Source organism: Bacillus sp. BB081, from assembly GCF_008368895.1.
In the GTDB taxonomy this organism is placed as follows: Bacteria; Bacillota; Bacilli; order Bacillales; family Bacillaceae_G; genus Bacillus_A; species Bacillus_A wiedmannii.
In genome coordinates, this window is the sequence record NZ_QOZX01000035.1 from 21,008 (window position 1) to 46,607 (window position 25,600).

The window sequence follows — 25,600 nt, forward strand, 5'->3', positions numbered from 1 at the left end:
ATAGACAATCAAGTGCTTTAAGTTCAAGTGTTTTCTAGGTTTATAAGTCGTTAGTCACTTTAGGTTTATACATACAATCATTTGATAATTACAGTATGGTACCCTGCATGTCTTGACAAATTTCATTAATCTAATTTAAACGCTACAATTTTTCCTTCTGGATAATCACCATTCCAACCGCAAGGAAAAGCACCGAGTTGATATATCTCAAACAATTCTTCAAAAAAGGAACTACTCTTTCCGTTTATCGCTCTATTGATGGCACAATTAGTAAGGTCAGCTACAACATCGTTATAAAATATACTATATTTAAATGAGCTTCTTCTCACATTATCAGCAATAATTTCTAATAATTCTTCCAATCCTTTAGGCTTTTCATTTTCTGGCATTGCGTAATAAATACCCCAAACTGCACTCATTTCCAATTCTCTGATATCTTTCCAATTATACTCATCCTCGCCAAAAAGCTCATCATAAGCTAAATGCTCTGCTTTTTTTATATCATTAATAATAACAATCTCATTGGAAATATTATTAGTAAGTTCGCTCTGGAATTTTTTCGAGAACTGAATTACCTCTTCAACTAAATTATTAAATTCACCATAGTTCATTACTTATTATACCACCTTTCCCAAAGGTCAACTGTTGCCCCTCCTCCTCTTTTCCATACAAGGGTCGCAACCTCTTTGTCCATTCTTTCTATTTTGTATTGTTCCAATCCAATTTCTTTAATCTTTTTAAGTTCTTTTTCAAGATAATTACCCTTCATGTATAGTGGTAATCCCTTTTCTTGAAGTAGTCTTAACTTTTGTTGCAATTCAAAAACTTATTTTTCTATTATAGATATATCTTGCCTAATATCTATTTCATCCAATTTTCCCCTCACAAAATTACTATAAACTGCATGATATCCTTTATGTCTAGAAGTTGCACTAACATCAGCATCTGGAACTCGAAGAAAAAATCCATTTGAAGCATCGTCCATGTCCATACCTATTTTTTGTAATACAGGATGACTTCTAAATTCCTTAGGAATAATATGTTGCGCTTCATAAGGAGTTCGTTTTGTAGTTTTAGGTAAACCCATTTCTTCAAACATATTTTTCCCCAGTTTTGTAGAACTTCCTCCTGTCACCTTTCCGGGAGTACTGGGAATAAGCCTATTAACTTCACCCGTACCCTTATCAGATGGATTTACAAATTCAATATCTTTAGGAAAAGACCTCAATGGTATGTACGATAGGAATAACCTTCAAGATTAATTTTTCCATTTGCATAAAAAAACAGCAGAGATTTCTAGTACCTATCTCTACTGTTTTTTCATTAACTTCCAAAACGAACTAATTTTTCATACTCTGTTATGTGTATTTATAACAAATAGTAATGCTTAAATTGCAACATCTTGGTATCCTACCCTAGCTACTTCTTCATTTATTAGACGAATACCTAACCCATTTTCCATGTCCCATGTACAGTCAAATGTTAGTCCAATATATCTGCCTTCAAAGCGTCTAGCAGATGGGACATAAATCCCCACTAGCCTGATCCTTTCAAGAAGCTGATCAATCGTTTCAATTAAAGGATAATTTTCATTATATGAAACATCATACCCAAGCTCATGTCGTTTTTGCTTGTAATAATCTAAAATTGGTTGCAAAATACTTTGTTGAAGATGCCCCCAATTTTGTATTAAAGAATTATACGAAGCATACTGTTTTTCACTAAATTCACCATCTTCTTCACCATCTATCATCAAAGCAATATCGGCTTCTTTGCCGCAAAACTCAATGGTAGTATCTCTACTCCAGACATAATCATATTCAAGCTCACCAAAAACTTCATCATTTATTTTCATTTTAAATTTTCCCCTTTCTATTTATTGGCAAATTCCCCTGGCTTAAACGCTCCTGCATTTATCTCTCCTACGCCGCCAAGATGCCCAAATTTGCCATTTATTTCTGATGGTACAAGTTGGATAGTCTTCACATCATTTAATTCGTGCCACGTTAACTTGTATTCTTCTCGATAATCTGCAATGTCTCCCGCTTTAATTTTCCCAGGAGTCATTCCAAATTTGCTTGCCAACTCTGGTGAATTGTTAAGCTGTTCAGCCAACTTTTGATCTGCTTGTTTAAAATTAATAGTTCTAGCTTTTGTTCCGTGCTTGCCGGTCCCGCCTAACATGTATTCAATTTCAAATTGCGCTTTTGCTACTGGTGAAAAATCAGGAACTCCATTTTTATACTCAATTCCATTAATACCAGCTTCATTTAAGATTTTCTGTAACGTAGGATCTGGTGGTGGTTTTAGGGTACATAAAGACTCACCTCTAACCCCTTCAAAAACGACATTTGAATTCGTTTCTGCGGGTGTTTGCTTGAATCTTGATTCATATGTACTGGCAAATTCCTCTTGCTTGAAGGCTGGTGGAACTTCAGCCTCTCTATTACCAGTACCCTTAACCCCACCACTCTCCAAATTCGAGATCCTACTCTGAATACTCGCCTTTGAGGCATCATGGGCTTCTTTTACGCTTTCACTGAAGTTCGTTCCACCGTATCTACGTACGCTTCCATCAAGTAATACTTCTTCACCTCTAATGAAGGCGGTTGTTTCGTCCACACCTTTTGCTACTAGACCTTTAATGAAATAGTCCGCATCATTAATCTTATCTACGGTTTTCCAGCCTTGTATTTTTAAATTTTTTAATAGATTATTTTCCTTAAGCGATTGTACCACATTTTTACCCAAATTTGGATTAAAACCAGGCATTCCTTCTTTGAATTTTAATAATTTCGCTAAATCAGCTAATTCACTCGTGCCTTTGAATGCTTTTACTCCTTTTCCTACTGCTCCAACAACTGGGATGGCATCTAATCCGCCAAAAATGATGTTTCCTACCCGCTCTTCTTGGCTCAATTTCCTATGTGTTCCCCAGTCTTCTCCGTCGATACCGCTTTTTATTTGTACACCTCCGTATACTACTGCGGCAGCGGCCCCGAGTGGTGGACAAAGGATTGTTGTGATGATGATTCCTACGCCTATTCCTATGTCTCGCACCATTTCTAGTTTTTTCTGTTCATCTTCTATCGATTTGTATTCAAATCCTCGTGTGGATGGGACTACTTTCTTGTATTCTTCATAATTTAGTTTTGCATCCGGATTTTGTTTTTTTAGTTCTTTGTATTCCTCTCTCAGTACGTTATCAAATGCAGGTGAATCTTTAAAAATATCTTCTATTGTTATTTTATCTTTTTTTGTTTTTATTGTTTGTGGTACACTTCCGTACCCTGCATGCGCATCTGGTAATACTGTCGTTGTTGTGGAGCCAATTCGGTTATCTGTTTTGAAACTGAGAATAGATGTATCTCTCATTTTTTGAGCGAATTTATCCATTTCTACTAAAAAAGGTTTATCTATATGTTCAGAGACCAATCGCCCTGCTTCTCCGCAATATTTTTGTAATGTCGAATAGCTCTCGAGTAATTCCCCGATTTTTTGCGATTGATCTTTTGGGTTAAAATGTATACTACCATCTGAGTCTAAATCTCGTATTCTTCCATCAATTTTTTTCAATAATTCATTTGCGTGCCGTAATTTTATGAGTGTATCTTTTGTAATTCGATTCATACCATCTCCCATGTTTTGCCATGGTTCAGGTCTATATTTCACATCCATTTCGTTTTCATCCCCCAGCCGTATGGTGATTTCTACAACTTACTTAATATTTCACGTAATTGTTCGTCCTTTTCAAGCATTTCTACACATGCGTTCCTTACAAGTGTCGCCGACCTAGAATAGTGTTGAGCAAATTCAAGTGTTTTGTGTAATATATCAGGATATTTTTCAATTACTCTCATCGCTTCACCTTTTTGATAAAAATCACTGCTTAATAAACTCTCAATATTCGTTCCAATGACGTCTACATGGATTTTATATATATCTTCTAATTTCATTACTATATCAAGTAGTTCTTGAAAATTAACTAATACTTCTTCTCCACCACCAGAACCACCATCTCCCATTGATACTTGCATTATTCAATACCTCCTAACGAAAATTGTCTCGGGTCAATTAATTTTTTATACGGCATTTTTAACACGTCATACAATTTCTTATTTACCGCATAGAGACTCACCCAGTCATATTGATTACGTTCTACATCAATTTGAACGAAATCTTCTCCTTCAGTGAAATATAAGAAACATTCCCATTTTCCTCCTCTATTACTCCGAGGCCTCGTATACGTTTCTATCGCTATAACATCTTTATTTGATAAATCTTTTTCCTCAAATGTTTGTTGTTCTGCCTCTGTCATTCTCTTTGAGAAAAATGTATCTTCTATTTCCCTCGGTTCTCTCAATAAGAAAGGGATGCGTGTTAATAAGGAAAAATATACGTCTGGCTTTGGTATGTAGTCGATCTCGTATTTTTTATTTGGCTCTATTTCCGTTAATACAGCCACTCGGTCTTTATCCTCTTTCAAAAATCCAATTAATACATTATTCATTCTCGTGTATTCATGACAATTTTCATATTCTTTTAATAGCTCAATCATTTGAAAAGCTGCAGGGGTAATTCCGTTTTCATTTGTAAGTAAGCCTTTTTCTTTTAAACTCGTAGTTGCTTTCGTGACACATTCTTCATCAAGTAAAATAATTACGTCACGGTTTGGCAATCCAAATATATCGGTAACCCCAGCTGCACCTGCGAGAACATATAATTCAGCAGGTGCAAAAATCATTTCTTTCCCCATTCTTTTATTCCTCATTTCTCCATCACAATTTTTTTATCGCCCTTACTTCCGATATATCGCCATACGTTTGAATACTTTTCTCTAACTCTTTCAAAGCTTTCGTATGTCCTTCAAATGCCTCTACCATTTCTGAGTTATATTGAATGATTAAATCAAGATAACTTAAAAAGGCATCTCTCGTTTTTCCATTCCATTTCGCACATGTAACGTATGCTTTTAAGTTTTTCGCTTGATTTAAAGAATCTTTCATGCCGTTCTCTATGTTTTGTGCGTAAGAAATGGCACTTGCAGTGTTACTTCCTATAATTTCAACCTCTTTGCCACTCATGTGGATTCCCTCCATTCTTTGTATACTTAATGGATAAGTTTTTCAATTTCCTTTTTCTTTTCTTCGAAAGCTCTGGTCGCGGCAGCGTATGCTGACGCTTTCTCCGCTTCTGCTTTCGCTTTATATTCCAAATACTTTGCATAAGCTGTACCTATCGCAGATCCAACATTGCTTAATTCACTTTTAAAATAGGATAATACTGTATTTAAGTCTTCATCCTTTTCATGACGTTTTTGTTCAAATTCAACTGCCGGAATTTTATTAGCTTCTAAACCATTACTTTTACTCTCATAATCTCTTTTCGCTGATTCAGCCTCTTGAATGAATCGTTTTAACTCTCTTTCTTGATCTTTCAAATAATCATGTAATTTATCATACTGGTCTCGTTTCCTCGCGCTTTCTGTAAAACCCGATGCATTTAAAAAAGCATTATACAATTCATCTAACATCTTTCTCCCCCTTTATTACAATAACTATGTAGTTAAATTCGTATATTTAAACATGAATATTCATTACATTGAGAATTTATAAATAATTATTTTTACATATTGCTATTTTATCAAAGGGGTTTTAACATTTCCATATTTTATAAAAAGGTTTCGCATTTTTCTTCAATTTTATGTAGTTAATTCCTCTCCATACTACCTTTACAAATGAAGATCGTTTAGCCTAGTCTTTCATTGGTCAGTATAAAAAAAAGCCACCCAACTCAAATGAATTGGGTGGCTCTATACTATAAAGAGAATTTGCTATTTGTATTACTTCAATTTCCCTTCAAAAACAATTTTTCTACCGCACGGTTCAACTTCTGTTTTGCCATCTTTCTTCACTTCATGAAAGATTGGCTCTTCCATACGACGAGACGGTGCGTATCCTTCTTGTTCCATGCGCGCTAAACAGTCTGTAATTGTTTCATTTTCAAGTACTTCAAATTTCTTTTTATTAGGTTGTTTTGTCATGCCCTAACCTACTTTCTATTTTTCTTGATGCGAATTGATTCTTCATGTAGATCATATATACCATTGCGAGAATTCCTATTATAATCATAACCGCAATAAAAAAGCTTGTATACTGTATTTTTTCTATAAATACGCCTCCTAATACAGGTCCCAGTATACTTCCTAAACTAAAGGCGATTCCAGATAATATATTACCTGCTGGCAATAAGTGTCTCGGTAATAAATCTGTCATAAATCCAAGCCCTAAAGAGAAGCACGATCCAATGACCATACCCGCTAACAACATGCAGGCAAAGACGATCCAATAATATTGATCAAATACGGCTGCCAGCAAGAAAATACCCGTACTTATGCTGAACGTCCACGTTAAAATACGGTCCCTTCCATATTTATCACTCAATATACCGAGCGGAATTTGTGTAATAATGCCCCCAACTGCAAATGCTGGTAATAAGAAGGATATTTCTGAAACAGACCATCCTTTACGAAGCGCGTATACTGGTAAGTTACTGTTTAACATTGCTTCCAGTACGCCATATGCAAGTGGTCCCAGTAGCGCAATCCATCCTAATCCAACAACTTGTTTATAACGAGAAAATGATGATTCGCTCTTCACTTCTCTTTCATCTTGCGCTGGGAATGCATTTTTCGTTGGAAGTAATAGGAGCCAACCTATTAAACAAAGTATAGTAGATATAATAAACGGCGTTGCAAGACCATACTGCACAGTGCTTGCTAAATACGGGCCGACGGCAAAACCAATTCCGAAGAATACACCGTATATCGATACTTGTCTACCTATTTTACTTGGGTCTGATGTTGTCGTAATCCATGTTTGTGTTCCGACATGAAGCATATGATCTCCGACTCCAACTAGAAATCTAAGTACGAACCATACCCAAAATGAAAAGGTTTGTGTAAAAAAGAATAATGAAATAATAACGAGAAACCCACCAATGACGATAATTGGCTTCATTCCAAACTTTTGCATCGGTTTTTCAAGAAACGGTGAAATAACTAATATCCCAATGTATAATGCCGTTGCATGAATACCATTAATACTTGAACTAACCCCTTCTTGTTCAAAAATCATTGCAATGGCTGGTAAGAGCATCCCTTGCGACAAACCCGAGATTGCTACAATCCCAACCATAATCCAAAATGTAAAACGCATTGACATCCTCTTCCCTCTCCTTCTCACGCTGTCCACTTCTCATTATAAACTGTTTCTTCAAATGCGTGTACGAATATTCGCAGTCAACTCCCCCCACTGAGATGAAACATTTCAGTGGGGGCTTGAGTTAGAATGCTAGGTCTTTTCGTCTATCGCTAGACAGTTTGACGCTCTAGCATTCATGCCACCTTACGGTAACACCCCAAAGTCTATTTTTGGTTGGTACTGGCAACGAACATTGTTTTCCCACTTGCACCACCCTTTCAGAAAAAGAGCAGTTCTCCCTTGTGGAAGAAGCCACCACTCAGATGAACCCAGCGTTTGCTACAAGCCCCGACAAGTCGAGTACACATGGATGGTTGACGCACCCACTAAGCTATGCGCGAAGCAACAGCCTTACGTTTTTGCACTTCTAATAGAATCGGCGTTTTCACTTTAAGATTGTCATCCAATTCTACAACTCTTGATTTTTGCAATGTATTCAGTGCACCATTAATATCAGCATGGATACATGTTCCTGCTTTACTTTGGTACAGACCACGAGTGATTCGTTTGCCACTAAAGCGATAATGCGTCCTATCATCCTTAGACCAAACTGGAACCGGATCTTTATCAAGAAAACTAGCTTTTGAAGTATAGCTTTCTTCTTGTTTTAAAAATCGGATACCTTCTTTTACACACTTATTCTCAATTGCCGCAATCAGTTTGTGAAATGGGATTTGAACAAATGTTTGATTATTCTTTTTTCCCATATCAGATTTTTGTTTCCAACCCGTGTTATACCCTACGACAATAGTATCTATATCGAATGCTTTCACTTTTTTGAACAACAATCCTACCGTTTGTGAAATGTAACCGTTTATTTGTCGTTCTCGTTTATGCCAAATTGCAGCGACTTTATTCGTTACAACACGTTTGGAAATTCCATTCTCCATATTTTTCTGTTGCAGATTACATATCATTTTGTTGAAGTACTGGTTAATGGATTTTAATTTTTTTCCATCGATTAAAAATGCATCACCTGTATTTGTCACGCAACTTACTAATCTGTCTACACCTAAATCGCAACTCAAAGCGTTACTAGTGGTCGCTGATTGTTTCTTCATTTGAGAAACGTGCATTTCATATGTATAATGCACCTCAAAGAACCGACCTTTTTGCTTCGGTACAATCTCAATGTAGGAGATTTTTTTATTTCTTACATTTTTAGGCATACGTATTTTAATGGAACCGAATTTTTTCCTGAATGCCACACTCATCGGAATGATCCAATATCCGTTCTCATCCACTTTTGGAACTTGATAGATTTCAATGATTCGTTTGTCCGTTGAAGGAGAATAGTTCGGAAACTTAGGACGCCCTGTGAAGGTTTCGGGATTTTTCTTCCACTGTTCCAATGCTTTAAAAAAGCTCTTCACTTCTGTAAATAAGGCTCTACGAATCGCTTGAACAGAGTTTGATTGAATACCTGAGTAATTCATATCGGCTTGCATGGCGGTGTCCACTTCATTTACAGTAGCCATCTTGTTATGATTCAAATAACTTTGTTTAATTGTGTACAATCCAACATTTCGCAATGCTTTTGAACTATGTGACATGCGTTGCAGTAAACGAAATTCTTTTGCAGTCAAGCAAGCTCGTCCAATATTTTGTTTTTGAGTGAATCGTTGTATTTTTTCTCTTTTCTTTTGTTTACGTAATACTTTCACCGCTTTCTTTCTAGCCATTGTTTTCACCACCTTTCTTAGAGAGTGCATTAAAATTATTTCTTTTGAAAAATCAATATTTTAAACAAAACGGAACAAAATGTGACATGGTCTTCATCGCAATTCCTATTGACTCAAGTAACAAAATGATTATTATTATCCAATTTCGTTATCTTACAATATATTCCTTCCTTATCTAAGGGAAGATTATATCGCAAGACAAAAAGAAACAAATATTTGCCCTGGGAAAATTGTAATGAACGAAACAAAAGCGTGCAGCCTACCTTCTGACGGCAATTCATCTCCACCTGAATTGTTGGGTTTCACCCATGACACAAATCAGATGGAGATGAATTACCGAAAAGGATAAAAAATAAGCTAAAAGAATGATTCTTTTAGCTTATTATCCTTCCCATACTTGCGCTTTCACATTGTTATGGAATTGCTTAAAATACGGATGTTTATAAAAAGCAGTTTCATACACGTATTGCTGTGCATGAGCAATTGGTGGCTGCGGGTATTGCATTTGTAAAGGAACTACAGCTGGTGAAACTTGCATATACATCGGAGCTATCATTATTTTTGTATATAAGTGATGATTATATGGCGAATGCGCTATTAAGAACGGATGATGCATGGATAATCTCCCCTTTTACCTACAATGTTATAGTATATGCAATACTTATCATTTTGGGGATTCTTTCTATTCTAACCAATCCTCAACATGTTTTATAAATACATCTAAACAATCAATAAACGGCGAATGACCGCAATCCTCTAACACTTTCAACTCTGCATTCGGCAAATGTTTTGCTAATTCCTCACCGACTACTTGCGGTACGACGTAATCTCTGTCACCTTGTATGACGAGTGTCGGCGCTTTAATACGATGCATTTGCTTATTCCCCTCTACAACCCCGTTATGTTCATCCGAAATATTAAATGTAATGAGCGCATAATTTACATCTACGAAATTACGCTGTGTTAACATATCATCTAAATACTTTTCGTAACGATCCGGTTCAGGTTGATTATGTGTATATATTAATAAATTCCATATTGTACGGTAATATAATTTATTCATACTTTTTATCGCGTCTAGTACTGGAGCAATTTGTACGGGATCTTGTGCGATCTCTTCTTTCGTCTTTACTAAACTTGATACGATCGGCTGCCCGTTAATATCTTTTTTAAAAATTGGATATCCCTTCATGCCCACTGATTCTACTAAAATTAACTTTTCGACAAACGTTGGATGATTCGCTGTAAATTGCATCGCAACACCACCGCCCATTGACCAGCCCATTAATGAAAATTTCTCTAGTTTTAATTGATCAATAAATAGTTTTACATCAACCGCAAAGTCTTGTAATGAATCTATCGATTGATTATACGTTGATTGGCCAAATCCTCTTAAATCAAGAGCGTAAATATGGTATTGATCTTGCAGCTTTTCAATTACTAAATCCCAATGTTGTGACGATGTCATGTTTCCGTGAATGAGTACAAGAATTTCTGCATTTTGCCTTCCAACTTCCTGATACGCAATCGTTTCTCCATTCGATAGTGAAACAAACTCCATTGTTGCAGGCTTAATCATCACAAGTTCCCCCATTCTATTTAATAGAAAGAAAATTCTTTACTTACTTAAAGAATAGCATACAGAATATATGTTCGCAACATAAAACCTATACGAATTTTTTACATAAATCAACATGTCTATTACTAGACAATTATAATGAAAAAGTATATAGTTAGCTAGGTAACTAATTTGAAAGGATCAAAATACATGGACGAAAAACAACATTTTTTTCACATTGTCAGCCAGACTTCTCGAAAATTCACAAAGAAATTTAATGAACGCGTATCTCCAACTGGGTTATTTAGTGCGCAATGGGCTGTTATTTTCCGCATCAATCAAACTGGTTCTTGTACGCAAACAGAATTATGTCAGTATTTAAATGTTGAATCACCAACGATGACTCGTACGTTAACACGTATGGAAACGATGGGATGGATTATTCGTACAGAAGGAAAAGATCGCCGTGAAAAGCTTATTTCTTTATCAGAAACAGCGATAAAAATGATTCCGGTATGGCAAGAAGAAGTTGATACTTTTGAAGAAAAGACGCTAGAAGATATTAACGAAGATGAGTTACATCAAGCATTTCAAGTGTTACAACAAATTATTAAAAATTTAGATTAAATTGGAGGGATGACGATGCAAAGTGAGAAACTTTGGACGAAGGATTTCCTCGGAACTTGTTTTAGTAGTCTATTTCTCTTCTTAACATTTTATATGCTTATGACTACTTTGCCTGTCTACGTTATAGACAACCTAAAAGGAAAACCTGAGGAAATCGGTTTAGTTGCAACTGTATTTCTTATTTCATCTGTTTTATGTCGACCATTTACAGGAAAATGGCTCGATGATTTAGGAAGAAAGAAAATATTATTTATTTCACTTTCATTATTTTTAGCCGCTACTGTTATGTATTTCGGTGCGCAAAGTTTATTTTTATTACTTTCCCTTCGCTTCTTACATGGTATTGGGTTCGGTATGGCAACAACTGCAACAGGTACGATTGTCACAGATGTTGCGCCAGCTCATAGACGCGGCGAAGCACTTGCCTATTTCGGCGTATTCATGAGTCTGCCGATGGTAATTGGTCCTTTTTTAGGTTTAACAATTATTTCTCATTTTTCATTTACTGTATTATTTATCGTTTGTTCCGTATTTTCATTACTTGCATTTTTATTAGGACTACTTGTAAATATTCCGCATGAAGCACCAATAAAGAAACAAAGACAAGAAAAAATGAAATGGAAAGACTTACTTGAACCATCTTCTATTCCGATCGCTCTTACAGGATTTGTTTTAGCCTTTTCTTATAGTGGCATTTTATCCTTTATTCCTATTTATGCAAAAGAGCTCGGTTTAGCTGACATTGCTAGTTACTTCTTTATTTTATACGCACTTGTTGTTGTAATTTCTCGTCCATTTACAGGTAAGATTTTTGATCGCTTCGGTGAAAATGTACTTGTTTACCCAGCTATCATTATTTTCACAATTGGGATGTTCATTTTAAGTCAAGCACAGACTTCATTTTGGTTCCTTGGCGCAGGTATGCTAATCGGTTTAGGCTACGGGACATTAATTCCTAGCTTCCAAACGATTGCGATTTCTGCCGCTCCAAACCACCGACGTGGTTCTGCGACAGCTACTTACTTCTCATTCTTTGATAGTGGTATTGGCTTTGGTTCTTTCATTTTAGGTATCGTCGCAGCGAAATCAAGTTACCATAATATGTATTTTATCGCAGCTATTATCGTTGCCTTCACTTTACTTCTATATTATGGATTACACGGACGAAAACAAAAATTCAAGAAACAGCATACGGACGGAAAAGTTTCCGCTTAACACGAATAAGGAAAGTAAACTTCCCCGTTTACTTTCCTTATTTTGTATTTATTTCAATAGAAGCGTATACTTATAATAGAAATAAAAAGGAGGGACCGATATGAAACTTAAAAAATCTCCCCTACTCTTACTCATAATCACATTTATATTTGTAATTACAGGGCTCGGTTTTACATACTTCAAACATAATAAAACAATCCCATCGAAAAATAACGTGACGAAGAAAAATTGGTTAGATGATCCTTACTTACGTTGGTCGTACACACATATGAAAGAATTCACTTTAATTAACGAGGTAAATAATAACCCGGATCACGTTTCCCACTTCTCTACCGCATCGCAAAACTTAGACGATTTTGCTGTGGAGCGTAGATTTGGACATACAACTCCTCTAAAAAAACTTTTAGACGATAATAAAACGGATGCTTTTGTCGTTGTACATAATGGACAACTTGTTTATGAACGATATTTCAATGGATATAACGAAAGTGAACCTCATGGCATGGCATCATTAGCAAAAGTTTTTACCGGTGCAATTATACAATCTCTCGCTGAAGAAAATCGTATTGACTTAGAAAAAACAGCTGACGCATATATAAAAGAATTAAAAAATACACCGTTCGGTAATGCCACACTTCAGCAATTAATGGACATGCAAGTTTCTGTAGAATATCCTACTCACGGATACGAACATCCAGCGTTAGAAAATCAAGATGCACAACTATATTTAGCGAGCAATATTTTACCTAGAGGTAAAAACTACGACGGTCCGATGAAAATTTATGATATGTTACGAGAAGCAGAAGAAACTGCACCGCCTGGTTCCGATTTTTCTTATGATAACGGATCAGCAGAAACACTCGCTTGGATTATTCGAACTATCACTGGGAAATCATTAGCTGAAAATGTTAGCGAGCGCATATGGTCTCAAATTGGTATGGAAGAAAACGCGTATTACGTAACAGATGAAACAAAAGTTGAACAAGCTAGCGCTGGTTTAAATGCAACTGCTAGAGATATGGCGAGATTCGGACAATTATTATTAAATAACGGGGAATATAACGGAAAACAAATTCTCCCTTCTTCTATTACTGAAGATATAAAAAATGTCCAAGAAGGTGAACTTGCAGTTGGCCCTGGAGCTTCCATTTCTTATCATAATCAATGGTGGATTCCGCACAATGAACAAGGTGCTTTTGAAGTGTTAGGTAGTTACGGACAAACACTTTACATCGATCCGAAAGCGAATATGGTCATTGTCCATTTCTCTTCTAACGCTACACCAAGTAATGACATCCATTCAGTTTACTCAAATATGTATATTGATATTGCACATCATTTAGAGAAGCTTCCACAGTAGTGGAAGCAGGAGTTTAAACCTTACATGTATGACTATTTGATTGAACACACGATCTGTTGTGTTGAAACATCAATATATCTAAAAAAGGAGCTCTCTTGATAAAGAGAGCTCCTTTTTTTATTTCTTCTTCTTTTCTGTCGGTTGACTTTGTTTAGCGAAATTAGATGAATCATCGAAATTTGGTTGCTTTTTACCAGCATTATTACTTCTACCTTTTCCCATATGTAATGCACCTCCCCTCATCCTTACTATTCCCAATAAAAAAATCCTCTTGCATCCAGAATTTTTTTATTGTCCCTTATTCATAAGGCACCACTGTTCTCGTAGTACTTCCAACACTTTCAGTTAGAGAAGCTTCCACAGTAGTGGAAGCTTTTTCTTATTAAGGTGTTTTATTTGAAGCCACTATCCTCATCAAAGTTATTCATCATTAAACTTTTTATTAGCAATCCAATAATTTGTTACGAAGAGTGTCAATAAAATCCAAACTATAGTTAGTAATCCATTAATTATTGCGTTTGAATTTACTACCCCTGTGACTAACGTTTCCATTGCATGTTTACTCATACTAGCTGGATTAACCTGATCTACTATTGGAATCAAACCGACGATTATTCTGCAAGCTAAAAGAAAAGCAATTGAAATTAGCGCAATAATACCTTGACTGTGAAAAATAGCACTTATCATCGTTGTGAAAGATACGATAAAAAGAACCCAAATTAAATAAAATAGTAATCCGGTAATTAGGTGTGCAAATGGAACAGCAGTAAAAAGATAATTTACATATAGATAAGAAGTAACGTATCCAATTGTTACACTACAAGCTACCAGTAAATAGTTGGACACTATTTTCCCACCTACATATGAAGTAACAGTAACGGGCCTTGTTAAAATAAAAGCCAACATACCATTGGCTTTATCTGTTTGAATAGCACCCATCATAGAAATCACTAGAATCATAAGTCCCAGCTGATCAAACTGGGATCCCAAAGTACTCGCCAGTACTTCACCTCCTTTTTGTGCTGTCATACTCGGATCGATGGTAATTCCCTGACCTCCACCTAATGCCCCCAAAATTGATGGTAAGTAATGCGTTACTATTGGTTGTGTTGCCCCTAAAAATATAAAAACAATTGGTAGCCAAATCACCTTAAAATCACGTAACATTTGAACACATTCTTTTTTTATCAATACCATTAGATTATTCATTTTTGCACCACCAATTTCAAGAAAATTTCTTCTAAAGTATCGTTGTTTATTTCAAATTTAACGATGTCCACTTTATGTTCGAGTGCATTTTGCAGTAACATATTTTTGTTTATTTCGATACTTTCAACCTTCACTTTGATTTTAAGCCCAATTACTTCTACGTCCTTCACATAGGGCAACTTTTTTACAACATCAATCCACTCTCGATCTTTAGCTGTGATTTCAATGATTAATTTATTTTCGCCATTGCGGTGCAAAAGCTCAGTAATTGTTGTATCTTCTATCTTTGTTCCATCTTTAATCATGACAAATCGTTCACAGATTTCTTCTGCATCACTTAATATATGGGTTGATAATAAAATGGTCGTATCTTTTTTTATTTCTTCAATGAGATTTAATACTTCCCTTCTACCGATTGGATCTAATGCAGATACTGGTTCATCCATGACAATAAGCGCTGGTTTATGCAGTAATGCTTGTGCAATACCGAGTCTTTGTTTCATTCCTCCAGAAAAGGTACTCACCTTTGCATTTTCTTCGCCCTTTAGTCCAACTTTCTCCAACATTTTTGGAATTGACTTTGACAATTCTTCTTTTTTCAATCCCGAAAGTTGGCCCATAAACGTAAGCGTTTCTCGCGCCGTCATCCAATGAAAAAAATTAGGATATTGAGGTAGATAACCAATTTCTCTTTTCATTTTTGATATTTTTATCCCATTCAATAAAACTTCACCAGCAGTTGGATTAGTAATATCCGAAATTACTTTTATTAATGTGGATTTCCCTGCTCCGTTTGGTCCAATTAATCCGACGCATTCCCCCGCTTGCAGTTCCATCGAGAAATTATTGACAGCAATTTTTCCTTTAAATGATTTTGTTACATTTTTAATCTCTAATTTCATAATTTCTCACTGTCCTTTCTTCCTATAACAAAGTACAAAATAGGTCCCAATATATTAACGAAAAGGATAATTAACGTCCATACAAGTACATTTTTTCTTGTTTTCCTATGACGATATAAATCAATGAATGCAATTAAAACTAAAAGTGCCCCCACTGCAATAACTGGAAATATAATGGGTAAAAAAGCCATAATATCAATGTCTTTAAGATCATTCAATCCATAATGTATTTTCATTGTCATCACTCCTTTCAAATCTCATTATCATTATTGATAATGATAAAATAAAAACGGATGGATTGCAATCATTATTCTCATTATTTATAATGAGAATAAAAAACAATACATAAGGTGATATAATGAGTAATAAAGTTGAAATCTTAATGCATCCGGTAAGAATGAAAATTTGCCAAGTGTTAATGAGAAATAAAGAAGATGGGCTAACACCATTAGAAATGGTAAAAATCATTAAAAATGTACCACAAGCAACACTATATAGACAGCTACAAACTATGGTTGATTCTGGTATCGTCCATGTAATTAAAGAAAAAAAGGTAAAATCTGTTTCTGAAAAATATTACGCAATCAATGAAGAAGATGCAAAAATTGAAGGAAGTGAGTGGAAAGGATTATGTGATGAGGAAAAGTTAAATTACATTTCCTATTACCAATTATCACTTATGACACAATATCAAAGTTACCTAAAAAAATTAGAGGAACAAAACAGTCAAGAAGATAAGGCTACTTTTTCTGTAGTAGAATTAAAGCTAGATGAAGAACACTTTGGAAAGTTTCAAAGCGAACTTAACGAATTAATGATTAAATACTACAATAGCCAAAGTAATGATGAAATAGAGGCTTCGGTTCGGACCGTTGCTATTACAATTATTCCAGAAACGTGAACTACATACCCCCATTTTGCCTGTCTAACTTAGTGCATTCTTCTAAATAAAAGTGAGCTATTTAACACTAACATGTTAAATAGCTCACTTTTTCAATCTAAATTAATACTTTTAATAAAATCAAAATGATTTTCATCAGCTAATTTATCGATATAACCCGTTATATACAAATTCGCTTTAGTCACTTCTGTATTCTTAAATTCAGAATAAAAATCAGGAGAAAATGATACTTCCAAAACAACACTATCCCCAGGTTTAATATTTAAAGTATTACCTTTAGCTAACACTTTAAATGGATTAGTTGTTTGACCAGATTTTGTTGGGGATTTAGGAAATGAAAACATAACATTATTTTGCGCAATAACATAATCGGTATTATTCGTCATTTTTATTTTATAAGATATTTCAGTGTTCGTATTTGTATTTTTAGAAAGTAATTCATATACTATTCCCTTTTCAATATCTGCTTGTTTAAAAGTATTATTACTAGAACAAGCACTCAAAATAAAAAACAAAACCAATATGATTATTCCACATTTTTTTTCATAAATCTATTACCACCCATTAGTACACACTAAGTTCTCTTTGTATTATCTTATGATTTGTAACTACAGAAGTTGGAAAAGCTGAAGTACTCAACATAGCCATCGTTAAAGAAGATCCACTAAACAATTTCATTTTGTTCATTACATCACCCCTTTTATTTTTTGCTAAAATTAAGAGCATTGACCACTATTTTACAATTAATATTATTTCAAGGCAATATTAATTTTGGTTGTAATAGTTCGACGTTGACGTGTCATAATAACACACTCACTAACTCTAACATTTAAAATTTACAGGCTCTTATTTTCTCTATCCAACTTCGTATAATAGCCGAACTATAAATGAAAACCATCTAAAATATCTGAATTTTCTATTTTTAAAAGGTCATTCCCAAATCAACCTCGAATAATTGTAATAAACATACATAAGGAGGTTGATCTATTTTGTTTCGTTCTTTTACTAATGGTTGCGTCGCCTTAGTGCAACGTTTCTTGCCAGAACCGTTTATTTTATCATGTTTATTAACTGTTTTTGTTATCTTCTTCGGCATGTTTGCAACGCACCAAACACCTGTGGAAATGATTAATCACTGGGGTAATGGCATTTGGGGGCTACTCGCCTTTTCTATGCAAATGGCACTTGTACTCGTAACAGGATCTGCTTTAGCAAATGCTCCCCTCATTAAAAAAGGATTAACGAAAGCTGCGAAACTACCGAAAACGAATGGACAAGGTATTATTGCCATTTCAATCGTAAGTTTACTAGGAGCATACATAAACTGGGGATTTGGTATTGTTGTATCTGTTTTATATGCAAAAGAAGTGGCAAGGCAGCTCGAAGGATTGGATTATAGACTAGCCATCGCTTCTTCTTACTCTGGATTTCTCATTTGGCATGCGGGGCTTTCTGCTTCTATTCCTCTTACGTTAGCAACTGGCGGCGAAACATTAATTAAAACGACAGCTGGAAGTATAAAAGAAGCGATTCCAATAACAGAAACGCTATTCTCACCATACGCACTCGTTCCAGTTATTATTTTTCTCGTTACGATGCCTCTCATTAATAAAGCGATGCATCCAGATGAAAAACATACGATAACGGTAGATCCTAGCGTATTCCATGAAGAAGCTGCCGCTCAAGAAGTAGGGAACAATACGTTCGCTGAAAAAATGGAAAATAGTATCATTATTACACTTTGCGTTGGATTGTTAGGTCTCATTTATATTTTCAATTACTTTTATACGAAAGGTTTTAACCTTACGCTAGACATCGTTATTTTTATGTTATTAATTGCTGGACTTATTTTCCACCGTACGCCGATTCAATATATTCGCGCTTTTTCAGATTCTACGAAAAGTGCTTGTGGTATTTTACTTCAATTTCCGTTTTATGCAGGAATTATGGGAATGATGATTGGAGCTAATAGTGAAGGACTTTCACTTGGAGGAGCTATTTCGAATTTCTTTATTAGCATTTCAAACGAAACGACTTTCCCGCTCTTTACTTTTTTAAGTGCTGGCATCGTTAATATTTTCGTTCCGTCTGGCGGCGGTCAATGGGCTGTGCAAGCACCCATTATGATTCCAGCTGGTGCTGAACTTGGTGTCCCTGCTGCAAAAACAGCAATGGCAATTGCGTGGGGTGATGCTTGGACGAATTTAATTCAACCTTTCTGGGCATTACCGGCATTAGCGATAGCTGGTTTAGGCGCTCGTGATATTATGGGATTTTGCGTTGTGAACTTACTATATGCAGGATTCATCATTAGTCTATGTTTCTTATTTATTTAAACGAAAAGCTAGTTTTATACTAGCTTTTTTACACAATAAATCACTTATTTCCCGTGCAATTTATCACGGTCTCCCACTCTATATCCGTAAGATGTAATGCCTCAAATGCAAAAAAGTCTTCACATACTTTTTCAATTAAATGTGGATTTTTCTTAAGGAAATTCCACTGTAACGCTTTAGGAAGAAAATATGTTTCATATTCTTTACTTCCTCTTACCACCTCATCAACTTCTCTTTCACAAATCCCTCTTATTAGATAATCATTTCTTAATTGAATCGTCATTTGTTGAAATGTTTCGCTACATTTTTTCAATTGAAGTAAACATGTAATATACGTTCGCAAAAGTTCTTTATCATACCCACAACAGTTTAGAATACGATCGATTTCATTCATAATGTACGAGCCTTTTCTTCTATTTGTACTAACCATTTTTCCCGCTTCTCTAGTTTACTCGTTTTCACTGATTGGAAAACTGACCGTTTTATATCGCGAATACCGCAAAAACGTAAAACGCCTCTCTTCATCATAATCCAATCTGCTGATCGGTATAATAATGCGACGTACCATAAAGGCGAGTCCAACGTATTAATAACCCACGCTTTCTTTCCGTTCAATAATCCTTTCGGCAGGGCACCTTCATATTTATAAGCAAATCCAGCTACGAAAATGCGATCAATAAATCCTTTTAAAATAGCAGGCATCCCCCACCACCATATCGGATAGATGAAGAGAAGCGTATCTGCCTCTTCCACTAATTTTCTATATCGCGCTGTCTCTTCCTCATTTACTAAATCACGTCTTTTCTTCTCTTCATTAAATACAAGGACTGGATCAAATTGTTCCTTATATAAATCAAGTACCGTAACCGAATGATTTGTTTCTTGTAACCCTTTTTGCACATGCTTTAATATCGCCGCATTAAAACTGGAAGGACTAGGATGAGCGTATACAATTAGTACATTCACTACAAAACAACTCCCTCTATAAGTTAAAGTGTCCCCTTCTTTAACATCTTCTCTACAATTTGTACGTTTTTCGAACTTTGTAATAAACGATTTAATACTGTAAGTAACTCTTCCTTTTCTAAATCTTTCAGTTTCTCTTTTACCGTACTTTCACCAGCACCTTGAATATCATAAACAACTGCCGCCATATGCTTACAATAGTTTTCATATGGACATTCACAGCTACTTTCCGAAAAATCCTCCAGTTCAATCACTACTTCATAATTCCCTGCATTACCAGTCACAAACGCAAATACTTTATTATTATGTATTTCAACATCTTCTACATGTCCTTCTTCATAATATTCATATCCTCTATCAATAATATATTTCGGAATATGCGTATATAGTTCTTTTATTAAATAAGCGTACATAACAACACCTCTTCCTTTAATTCCCTTTTGACTTCCACAACCCCTGCATGTTATTCTAATAACTGTCAAATAGCAAGTCTATATGACAAAACGACTGACACCTATTCGGCGGAGGTGTCTCTTTTCATTTGCAGCCGATATGAAGTGCCTCTTTCAGGCACATTCAATCTTTGACACTACACACTCAACACCATTCCCTTGTATCAGGCTGCTTAAGCAGTCTTTTACTCTACATACTTCAAAAAAAAGAGAGCTTAGCTCCCTTTTCCCGCCTTATAAAATACCCCTTTTTCAGTATAGAGATATTCATCAGCTAATGTAATTTTCCCATCCAGTTTCAGTTCATCTAATAGTCTTGATAAATAAAATTGATGTAACATCTTTTTCGTGAATTTTCCTTCATGATGCGAAACGATATGTTCTTGAATATCTAACAATGATATTGGCTTATCTTGCTCTATCATATATTCATAAACTGTACTACGCAGTTTTACGTATTTTTCGAGTGTCACAGTACTTCGCAACCCCTTTCTTCTTAATATAAATTTTCGTAATCGGTTTTTTTGCAACAAAAAAACCTCTCCGATAAGAAGAAGTTACGTATATATCTTCGTCTTATCTCCCAGAACAAATATGTTCTGCTGGAATTAGCACCTGCATCGCGGTTGCTGGGTTTCATCGGGCCAGTCCCTCCACCTCTCTGGATAAGAAAATATTCACTTAATTCTTACTATACGTAATTTCATTCTAATTGTCAAACAAATATAACAAATTATATTTTGTGCCTTACTGTTCATACTATACATATATAAATATGCAAGGAGGATTATGAAATGCACGAAAATGCTCGCGGATATGTCCAAAATTCTTTTCAATCATTACAAGAAGCAAAACATTGTTTAGAAGAAGCGCTACAGACTGTTGAAAAAGATTTTAATCGCGCTCGTATTGAACAATCACTTTATGCGATCGAACAAGCTATTCAACGCTGTGATTACACGGTTCATATTTTAGAACAAGATTGAAAAAACTTCCCATCATAAGGTGGGAAGTTTTTTCAAATGGCATACTTCATAATTATTACCGTTATAATTAAAAAATATACAGAATTAGCAATTTCTAAAACCCCTACTTTTATAATAGAAATTTTTTTGCCATATAACATAATTGCTCGAATGACACTCGGTATAAAAATAAGAGAACACCACGGATTGATAGCAAAGACAATGACTGTTAATACAATATGATACCCCCATGATATAAGACGATACTTCGGGTTATTTTTCTCGCGAATCATCGTTTTTACATAAAATGTACTTCCTAAAAAATATAAAAATGAAATAAGCGCAATAAATAATGCTGTTTTATCTATAAGTTTCATTGAAAAATAATAACTAACTAAACCGCCAATACAAAAAACAATAATCGCACTAATATCATTTAGTAATGCTCTTTCATTTTTTTGACGAGCGTAATACATATTTACAATAAATAATGGAATCATGAATACTACGAATAAAAGAATGCGCCATTCATATAATAGAGAAATCATTCCAAATACGAACGCAATGATAAAATATACAATTGCAGCATGTAAGTACTCTTTTTTTCGTTTTTGCTTTATGTACGTAAGAAATGGATACGTAGCTAAATAGATAAAGAACCAAGCTAAAAACAATGGAATATGATACATAGTAGGTTTCCCAAGTATGACACTTAATAGAAATGGTATAACGAGCATGGCCCATGCACCATGTTGCTTCGGAATAACTAACTTCATTAACTATACACCTCCCTTATGAAAATAGTTCTCACCTACTATTATACAAATAAATTTATATAATAACGGGTATATATTGAATCTATTTTTTGACAATAAAAAATGCTCCTTACAATATGTAAGAAGCATGAAAGAGGCAAACGAATATGTAAGTCGCGACCCTACCTTATATGAGTATGCTTTTCTATGCCGTGTTATGCTTATCTAATATGCCATATTTCTTTTTAAATCTTGTAAGAATCGTAATCCAAGACGTACTAAATAATAGTAAGAAAACAACATTTGAAATCGCATGGCTCAAATCGAAATAAAAACTTGCGATATAATACGAAATGACAGCTTCCCACGTTGCCTCACGTATGAAACCGAGAAGCCCCCAAAAGTTCATAATCCAGCCAAATAAAAATCCAACAAACAATCCGTATAGAAGTCTTCCCCATAGCTTTCTCATTAAAAATGTATTACGTAGTAATCCAGCTATAAAACCAATCATACCCCACGAAAACATTTGCCACGGTGTCCACGGACCTTGTCCTAAAAAGATGTTAGATACGATAGCCGCTGTAGCACCGATCATAAAGCCAGTTTCACTTCCAAACACAATTGCAGAAACGATAATGACAAATGAAGTTGGTTGTACACTTGGTAAAATAGAAAATGGTACACGACTAACTGCTGCAATTGCCGCTAACACAGCAACGAGCACAATTTCACGTGAAACAAAAGCCTTTCTTTCAAAGCGGATATAGAACGGTAACATAATAACAACTAATAAAAACAAACTACTTAACATGTAATAACCGTCCATGATAAGTGTAGTAAAGAGTAATGTGCCTATTATTACTGCAAAAATACATATTATGAATGCAACATATCGTTTGGACACGCTTCGTACACATCCTCCCACGTTAATGCATGTGGCAACTCTTTTCGAATGAATCGATTGATAGATGTTGTATAAAAGAAGTTTCCACTAAAAAATTCTTTCGGTGCATCATTCATAATAACTGCTCCGTCAAATAACATCATGCATTGATCAACGTATTTCGCTGCAAACTCAATATCATGCGTTGCCATTACAATTGTTGTACCTTCTTTTTGCAGCTTTCTAAATAGCTCTCCTACTCTTTCTTTCTTCCATGGATCTAACCCCTTTGTCGGTTCGTCGAGTAATAATAAAGTTGGCTTTGATAATAACGTTGTACATAACGCAAGTAGTTGTTGCTCTCCCCCGCTACAATCATGCGGATGGCGTTCTTTAAGCGAATACAACCAAAACTGTTTTAGCATATCTTCGGCTATTTCTTTTCCTTGTTCTCCGTATAATTCACGTGCACGTTCATACACTTCCCCCCACACTGTATCAAATGTAAAATGATAATACGGATGCTGTGATACATACCCGATCCTTTTAAATCGTTCTTTCGAATCAATTTTATGTATCACTTTCCCATTCCACTTTACTTTCCCTCTTCTCGCTTTTTGCAATCCCGCTAAAATCGTTAACAGTGTAGACTTCCCTGTCCCATTTTTCCCAACGAGTGCTACCCATTTTCCTTTTTCAATCGATACTGTTAAATCTCGTAAAATAAGTGGACTATTTTTTTCATATTGAAAAGATATATGCTCTGCACTTAAAATGACTTCTCGCTTTTCACTTTTTGCTACTGGCTCATTCACATATGATATCTCTGAAAAGTTATTCAGTTTCATCTGCGCTTCTCGCACTGTAAATGGTATATCTTCTACATTCCACTCTAAAAACAATCTTGGAATTTGCGGAATAAATGGACGAAAGTTTTCTACTTCCCACATGTTCGCTATAACCGTTTTAGGACTGCCATCATAAACGATGCGGCCGTTATCCATACAAATAACGCGTGTTGCAAGTGGTATCACTTCATCTAAACGATGTTCACTTAAAACAATCGTAATGCCAAGTTCTTCGTTAATACGTTTTAACAATCCTAAAAACTCTTTCGCAGCAATTGGATCTAACTGCGCCGTCGGTTCATCTAATAATAATAATTTCGGCTGCATAACTAATACCGCAGCTAAATTGACGAGCTGCTTTTGCCCGCCAGATAACGTATGAACAGATTGGTGCAATAAATCTTGAAATCCTAAGAAGCTAATAAGCTCTGCTATTCGTTTTTGAATAATCTGTGATGGTAACCCGATATTTTCTAAAGAAAATGCTAATTCTTGAATGACCGTATCCATTACGAGCTGATTCTCTGGATTTTGAAATACCATACCAATTTCTTGTGCAGATAATAAATCAGGTACATTTCCTAATAAAGTACCATCATAATATGTATCTCCAGTACGCTTACCGATTGGAAGTAATTCCTTTTTAAAATGTTTTAATAAAGTCGTCTTCCCAGAGCCCGATCCGCCGGCAAGTGCAATAAACTCTCCTTTTTGAATAGAAAGAAAAATATGCTGTAACGCGTATTCGTTTTCATCAGTATATACAAATGATAAATTGTTTATTTCTGCATGCGCCACCATATCCATTCCCTTCCTTCCATTATAATTGGTAGACTAATAAACATCGTAAATACTCCAAACATCATTCCATCGCATTGCTGAAATAGAATAGATTCAACTTTCGGATAAATGATTAACTTTCCTCCGCCATAATTGCTACATATAATAGCAATTATAAATAGAATACTTAAATAAATGAGCGTGTACCAATCTCGTCTTTCCATTCTATACCGAATATATGTCGTACGCTTCGTTACACCAAACCCACGCGCTTGCATAGAATCTGCTGTTTGCAGCGCATCTTCTAATGAACAAATTAATAATACTTGCAGCAATTGCATACCATTTTTCACTCTTTCAACAATTGAACCTGCATCTACTTGTATACCTTTTGTCTTTTGAACGAGTGTTATTTTCTGCAATCGCCTCATAAACAATGGAACAAACCTCACTGTAATCATCGTTAACAATGCTACTTTCGGTGAAATTCTAGAAAACAAATATAAAAATTTATGACTTGAAATAATATCATTATACGAAGCAAACGTAAACATAATCGCAACTAATAATAACCCCATTACTAGTCCGAACATAATCGCCTCAAGCTTAATACGGCTATCACCTAACCAAAATAATGTAGTTCGGCCTCTATGCGTTAATAATGCATTAAATAAAATGACCATAAAAAAGAAAACAATTGTGCTCGGTAACATCTTTCTTATCTTTTCGCTATTCCCTTGCATCATATTGATTATGACGATTAATAGTATTGCTCCAATTAAAAAAAGAGGATGAAGACACATCATACATAGTATCATCACCCCGATATAATAGAAAAAATTCACAAAAGGATGTAAAGAAGAAAAACTTATTTTCATAGTCCTTTACCGAATGCC

Annotated in this window: 33 protein-coding genes, 1 pseudogene and 1 riboswitch; of the genes and pseudogenes, 7 read left to right on the forward strand and 27 right to left on the reverse strand. The window is 35.1% G+C overall.

All coding sequences use genetic code 11. The annotated features are described in order from the left end of the window. Positions 1 to 125: 125 nt before the first annotated feature. The 14 genes from DN394_RS16255 to phaZ form a co-directional block, all read right to left on the reverse strand. A complete protein-coding gene (locus tag DN394_RS16255) occupies positions 126 to 611 on the reverse strand; it encodes a hypothetical protein (RefSeq protein WP_098705060.1) in 486 nt (161 codons plus the stop codon). After that, a complete protein-coding gene (locus DN394_RS29450) occupies positions 611 to 769 on the reverse strand; it encodes a hypothetical protein (protein WP_002108039.1) in 159 nt (52 codons plus the stop codon). Before DN394_RS29450 ends, DN394_RS16255 begins: the two co-directional genes overlap by 1 nt. 57 nt (positions 770 to 826) lie before the next feature. Further along, complete coding sequence (locus tag DN394_RS29455) at positions 827 to 1,099, reverse strand: AHH domain-containing protein (protein WP_002108037.1); 273 nt, start codon at positions 1,097 to 1,099, stop codon at positions 827 to 829. Between the two features lie 288 nt (positions 1,100 to 1,387). After that, the gene (locus DN394_RS16265) at positions 1,388 to 1,855 is read right to left on the reverse strand and encodes a DUF2004 domain-containing protein (protein ID WP_000700052.1); all 468 of its coding nucleotides are present in this window, start codon (positions 1,853 to 1,855) and stop codon (positions 1,388 to 1,390) included. A 17-nt stretch (positions 1,856 to 1,872) separates the two neighbouring features. Then, the gene (locus DN394_RS16270) at positions 1,873 to 3,678 is read right to left on the reverse strand and encodes an HNH endonuclease (protein ID WP_000382756.1); all 1,806 of its coding nucleotides are present in this window, start codon (positions 3,676 to 3,678) and stop codon (positions 1,873 to 1,875) included. Between the two features lie 32 nt (positions 3,679 to 3,710). Then, positions 3,711 to 4,037, reverse strand: a complete 327-nt coding sequence (locus tag DN394_RS16275) for a hypothetical protein (RefSeq protein ID WP_001198194.1) — start codon at positions 4,035 to 4,037, stop codon at positions 3,711 to 3,713. After that, entirely contained in the window at positions 4,037 to 4,756 is a 720-nt protein-coding gene (locus DN394_RS16280; RefSeq protein ID WP_098705063.1) for a DUF5081 family protein, read from the reverse strand. The genes DN394_RS16275 and DN394_RS16280 overlap by 1 nt, the downstream gene beginning before the upstream one ends. A 22-nt stretch (positions 4,757 to 4,778) precedes the next feature. Beyond that, entirely contained in the window at positions 4,779 to 5,084 is a 306-nt protein-coding gene (locus DN394_RS16285; protein ID WP_000014540.1) for a WXG100 family type VII secretion target, read from the reverse strand. Between the two features lie 26 nt (positions 5,085 to 5,110). Beyond that, positions 5,111 to 5,533, reverse strand: a complete 423-nt coding sequence (locus DN394_RS16290) for a hypothetical protein (protein WP_000883452.1) — start codon at positions 5,531 to 5,533, stop codon at positions 5,111 to 5,113. Positions 5,534 to 5,842: 309 nt separating this feature from the next. Then, entirely contained in the window at positions 5,843 to 6,043 is a 201-nt protein-coding gene (locus DN394_RS16295; protein ID WP_000166302.1) for an NETI motif-containing protein, read from the reverse strand. After that, the gene (locus DN394_RS16300; RefSeq protein WP_000062791.1) at positions 6,027 to 7,223 is read right to left on the reverse strand and encodes an MFS transporter; all 1,197 of its coding nucleotides are present in this window, start codon (positions 7,221 to 7,223) and stop codon (positions 6,027 to 6,029) included. The genes DN394_RS16295 and DN394_RS16300 overlap by 17 nt, the downstream gene beginning before the upstream one ends. A gap of 365 nt (positions 7,224 to 7,588) precedes the next feature. Continuing rightward, positions 7,589 to 8,944, reverse strand: a complete 1,356-nt coding sequence (locus tag DN394_RS16310; protein WP_098849389.1) for an RNA-guided endonuclease TnpB family protein — start codon at positions 8,942 to 8,944, stop codon at positions 7,589 to 7,591. A gap of 382 nt (positions 8,945 to 9,326) precedes the next feature. Further along, positions 9,327 to 9,560, reverse strand: a complete 234-nt coding sequence (locus DN394_RS16320; RefSeq protein WP_000546484.1) for a hypothetical protein — start codon at positions 9,558 to 9,560, stop codon at positions 9,327 to 9,329. A 66-nt stretch (positions 9,561 to 9,626) separates the two neighbouring features. After that, positions 9,627 to 10,538 carry an intracellular short-chain-length polyhydroxyalkanoate depolymerase gene (gene phaZ / locus DN394_RS16325; RefSeq protein ID WP_117584440.1) on the reverse strand — a complete coding sequence of 304 codons (912 nt, stop codon included), beginning with the start codon at positions 10,536 to 10,538 and terminating at the stop codon, positions 9,627 to 9,629. A gap of 174 nt (positions 10,539 to 10,712) precedes the next feature. Here phaZ and DN394_RS16330 point away from each other — a divergent pair, with 174 nt between their 5' ends. The 4 genes and pseudogenes from DN394_RS16330 to DN394_RS16340 all read left to right on the forward strand — a co-directional run bounded on the left by DN394_RS16330 (position 10,713) and on the right by DN394_RS16340 (position 13,704). Beyond that, a complete protein-coding gene (locus tag DN394_RS16330; RefSeq protein WP_000343678.1) occupies positions 10,713 to 11,129 on the forward strand; it encodes a MarR family winged helix-turn-helix transcriptional regulator in 417 nt (138 codons plus the stop codon). 15 nt (positions 11,130 to 11,144) lie between these two features. Then, positions 11,145 to 12,344, forward strand: a complete 1,200-nt coding sequence (locus tag DN394_RS16335) for an MFS transporter (protein ID WP_046957969.1) — start codon at positions 11,145 to 11,147, stop codon at positions 12,342 to 12,344. Continuing rightward, positions 12,274 to 12,420: pseudogene (locus tag DN394_RS29980) on the forward strand (hypothetical protein); the annotation flags it as partial. The gene DN394_RS16335 and the pseudogene DN394_RS29980, both read left to right, overlap by 71 nt. Before the next feature lie 24 nt (positions 12,421 to 12,444). Then, positions 12,445 to 13,704 carry a serine hydrolase domain-containing protein gene (locus tag DN394_RS16340; protein WP_098953989.1) on the forward strand — a complete coding sequence of 420 codons (1,260 nt, stop codon included), beginning with the start codon at positions 12,445 to 12,447 and terminating at the stop codon, positions 13,702 to 13,704. A 420-nt stretch (positions 13,705 to 14,124) separates the two neighbouring features. On the opposite strand, the gene DN394_RS16345 is transcribed toward DN394_RS16340, so the two are convergent. From DN394_RS16345 to DN394_RS16355, 3 genes are read right to left on the reverse strand one after another with little or no spacing between them, the layout of a single operon-like run. After that, the gene (locus DN394_RS16345) at positions 14,125 to 14,913 is read right to left on the reverse strand and encodes an ABC transporter permease (RefSeq protein ID WP_098705067.1); all 789 of its coding nucleotides are present in this window, start codon (positions 14,911 to 14,913) and stop codon (positions 14,125 to 14,127) included. Then, entirely contained in the window at positions 14,910 to 15,815 is a 906-nt protein-coding gene (locus DN394_RS16350) for an ABC transporter ATP-binding protein (RefSeq protein ID WP_098705068.1), read from the reverse strand. The genes DN394_RS16345 and DN394_RS16350 overlap by 4 nt, the downstream gene beginning before the upstream one ends. Further along, on the reverse strand, positions 15,812 to 16,051 hold the full coding sequence (locus DN394_RS16355; RefSeq protein WP_060487713.1) for a PLD nuclease N-terminal domain-containing protein: 240 nt from the start codon (positions 16,049 to 16,051) through the stop codon (positions 15,812 to 15,814). Before DN394_RS16355 ends, DN394_RS16350 begins: the two co-directional genes overlap by 4 nt. 122 nt (positions 16,052 to 16,173) lie before the next feature. Here DN394_RS16355 and DN394_RS16360 point away from each other — a divergent pair, with 122 nt between their 5' ends. Beyond that, complete coding sequence (locus tag DN394_RS16360; protein ID WP_060487714.1) at positions 16,174 to 16,716, forward strand: transcriptional regulator; 543 nt, start codon at positions 16,174 to 16,176, stop codon at positions 16,714 to 16,716. A gap of 92 nt (positions 16,717 to 16,808) precedes the next feature. Here the strand turns inward: DN394_RS16360 and DN394_RS16365 are convergent, their stop codons facing one another. Together DN394_RS16365 and DN394_RS29460 are read right to left on the reverse strand one after the other, a co-directional pair. Next, positions 16,809 to 17,237: a hypothetical protein gene (locus DN394_RS16365; protein ID WP_080377609.1), complete on the reverse strand. Its 429-nt coding sequence runs from the start codon at positions 17,235 to 17,237 to the stop codon at positions 16,809 to 16,811. Positions 17,238 to 17,280: 43 nt separating this feature from the next. Further along, complete coding sequence (locus DN394_RS29460; RefSeq protein ID WP_255258687.1) at positions 17,281 to 17,403, reverse strand: hypothetical protein; 123 nt, start codon at positions 17,401 to 17,403, stop codon at positions 17,281 to 17,283. A gap of 302 nt (positions 17,404 to 17,705) precedes the next feature. Here DN394_RS29460 and DN394_RS16370 point away from each other — a divergent pair, with 302 nt between their 5' ends. Further along, positions 17,706 to 19,052: a short-chain fatty acid transporter gene (locus DN394_RS16370; protein WP_098209252.1), complete on the forward strand. Its 1,347-nt coding sequence runs from the start codon at positions 17,706 to 17,708 to the stop codon at positions 19,050 to 19,052. A gap of 40 nt (positions 19,053 to 19,092) precedes the next feature. Here the strand turns inward: DN394_RS16370 and DN394_RS16375 are convergent, their stop codons facing one another. The 4 genes from DN394_RS16375 to DN394_RS16390 all read right to left on the reverse strand — a co-directional run bounded on the left by DN394_RS16375 (position 19,093) and on the right by DN394_RS16390 (position 21,003). Further along, positions 19,093 to 19,446, reverse strand: a complete 354-nt coding sequence (locus DN394_RS16375) for a group-specific protein (protein WP_064470909.1) — start codon at positions 19,444 to 19,446, stop codon at positions 19,093 to 19,095. Continuing rightward, on the reverse strand, positions 19,443 to 20,018 hold the full coding sequence (locus DN394_RS16380) for an NAD(P)H-dependent oxidoreductase (RefSeq protein WP_016087070.1): 576 nt from the start codon (positions 20,016 to 20,018) through the stop codon (positions 19,443 to 19,445). The genes DN394_RS16375 and DN394_RS16380 overlap by 4 nt, the downstream gene beginning before the upstream one ends. A 23-nt stretch (positions 20,019 to 20,041) precedes the next feature. Then, positions 20,042 to 20,431, reverse strand: coding sequence for an SWIM zinc finger family protein (locus DN394_RS16385; RefSeq protein ID WP_046957956.1), 390 nt, complete (start codon positions 20,429 to 20,431; stop codon positions 20,042 to 20,044). A 254-nt stretch (positions 20,432 to 20,685) separates the two neighbouring features. Continuing rightward, positions 20,686 to 21,003, reverse strand: coding sequence for a hypothetical protein (locus DN394_RS16390; RefSeq protein ID WP_002096439.1), 318 nt, complete (start codon positions 21,001 to 21,003; stop codon positions 20,686 to 20,688). 40 nt (positions 21,004 to 21,043) lie between these two features. Further along, a riboswitch (SAM riboswitch) is annotated at positions 21,044 to 21,142 on the reverse strand. Positions 21,143 to 21,264: 122 nt separating this feature from the next. Here DN394_RS16390 and DN394_RS16395 point away from each other — a divergent pair. Beyond that, a complete protein-coding gene (locus tag DN394_RS16395; protein ID WP_000545003.1) occupies positions 21,265 to 21,456 on the forward strand; it encodes a hypothetical protein in 192 nt (63 codons plus the stop codon). A gap of 32 nt (positions 21,457 to 21,488) precedes the next feature. Here DN394_RS16395 and DN394_RS16400 read toward each other — a convergent pair whose 3' ends face one another. The 4 genes from DN394_RS16400 to DN394_RS16415 all read right to left on the reverse strand — a co-directional run bounded on the left by DN394_RS16400 (position 21,489) and on the right by DN394_RS16415 (position 25,582). Continuing rightward, positions 21,489 to 22,211 carry a YwiC-like family protein gene (locus tag DN394_RS16400; RefSeq protein WP_046957955.1) on the reverse strand — a complete coding sequence of 241 codons (723 nt, stop codon included), beginning with the start codon at positions 22,209 to 22,211 and terminating at the stop codon, positions 21,489 to 21,491. Positions 22,212 to 22,395: 184 nt separating this feature from the next. Next, positions 22,396 to 23,097 (reverse strand): ECF transporter S component, encoded by a 702-nt coding sequence (locus DN394_RS16405; protein WP_098085476.1) that lies wholly within the window; start codon positions 23,095 to 23,097, stop codon positions 22,396 to 22,398. Continuing rightward, positions 23,070 to 24,731 (reverse strand): ABC transporter ATP-binding protein, encoded by a 1,662-nt coding sequence (locus tag DN394_RS16410; RefSeq protein WP_149293966.1) that lies wholly within the window; start codon positions 24,729 to 24,731, stop codon positions 23,070 to 23,072. The genes DN394_RS16405 and DN394_RS16410 overlap by 28 nt, the downstream gene beginning before the upstream one ends. Then, complete coding sequence (locus DN394_RS16415; protein ID WP_149293967.1) at positions 24,704 to 25,582, reverse strand: energy-coupling factor transporter transmembrane component T; 879 nt, start codon at positions 25,580 to 25,582, stop codon at positions 24,704 to 24,706. Before DN394_RS16415 ends, DN394_RS16410 begins: the two co-directional genes overlap by 28 nt. Between the last annotated feature and the right edge of the window lie 18 nt (positions 25,583 to 25,600).